The 801-nt window shown below is 45.1% G+C and carries 1 tRNA gene and 1 rRNA gene; both read right to left on the bottom strand.

Annotation, left to right across the window (positions count from 1 at the left end):
• A 23S ribosomal RNA gene (locus tag A8709_RS12165) occupies window positions 1–81 on the bottom strand; the annotation flags it as partial.
• A gap of 494 nt (window positions 82–575) precedes the next feature.
• A tRNA-Ala gene (locus A8709_RS12160) sits at window positions 576–651 on the bottom strand.
• Window positions 652–801 lie beyond the last annotated feature (150 nt).

The raw sequence follows: 801 nt of genomic DNA, 5'->3' as shown, positions 1-801 counted from the left end.
CCGAGGCATTTCGTCGTTCGCCACGTCCTTCTTCGGCTCCTAGTGCCTAGGCATCCTCCGTGTGCTCTTTCTAGCTTAACCATTTATAGGGATCTTTGGCCTGAGCCAAAGTCTCTCCTAATTGAAAGAGTTTAAAGATTTTTGCAAGATCCGAAGATCACGCAACCTAAGTTCTTACTTTACGTTTTGTTTCGTTATCTAGTTTTCAAGGAACAATTTCGATGTTTTCCCTTCGCCTCTTAGCGACAGGAGTTACATCTTATCATGCTCACTTGCAATCGGCAACAATCAATAATTACCAATTAGAAGATCGCTTGTAATGAAAGTTTGCATCCATTGCCTTAGTGTCAACAACACCGCCTTATCGGCGGCGGAAGTAAGCAATAAGTTAATGGTGGAGCCAAGCGGGATCGAACCGCTGACCTCCTNCAGGAGTTACATCTTATCATGCTCACTTGCAATCGGCAACAATCAATAATTACCAATTAGAAGATCGCTTGTAATGAAAGTTTGCATCCATTGCCTTAGTGTCAACAACACCGCCTTATCGGCGGCGGAAGTAAGCAATAAGTTAATGGTGGAGCCAAGCGGGATCGAACCGCTGACCTCCTGCTTGCAAGGCAGGCGCTCTCCCAGCTGAGCTATGGCCCCATGTTTGATGAACCACTTCATTCGAAGTGTGCAAACTCCATCAAAACTGAACAAATGAAATGAGTAATCAGCGATTTTGTGTGTTAAACACACTTGACTGGATCTATCAGATCCGAGTCTCCATAGAAAGGAGGTGATCCAGCCGCACCT

Source organism: Paenibacillus pectinilyticus (assembly GCF_001700435.1).
GTDB lineage: Bacteria > Bacillota > Bacilli > Paenibacillales > NBRC-103111 > Paenibacillus_E > Paenibacillus_E pectinilyticus.
Note: the sequence above shows the minus strand (reverse complement) of the source record. Positions and strands in the feature narration are given on the sequence as shown.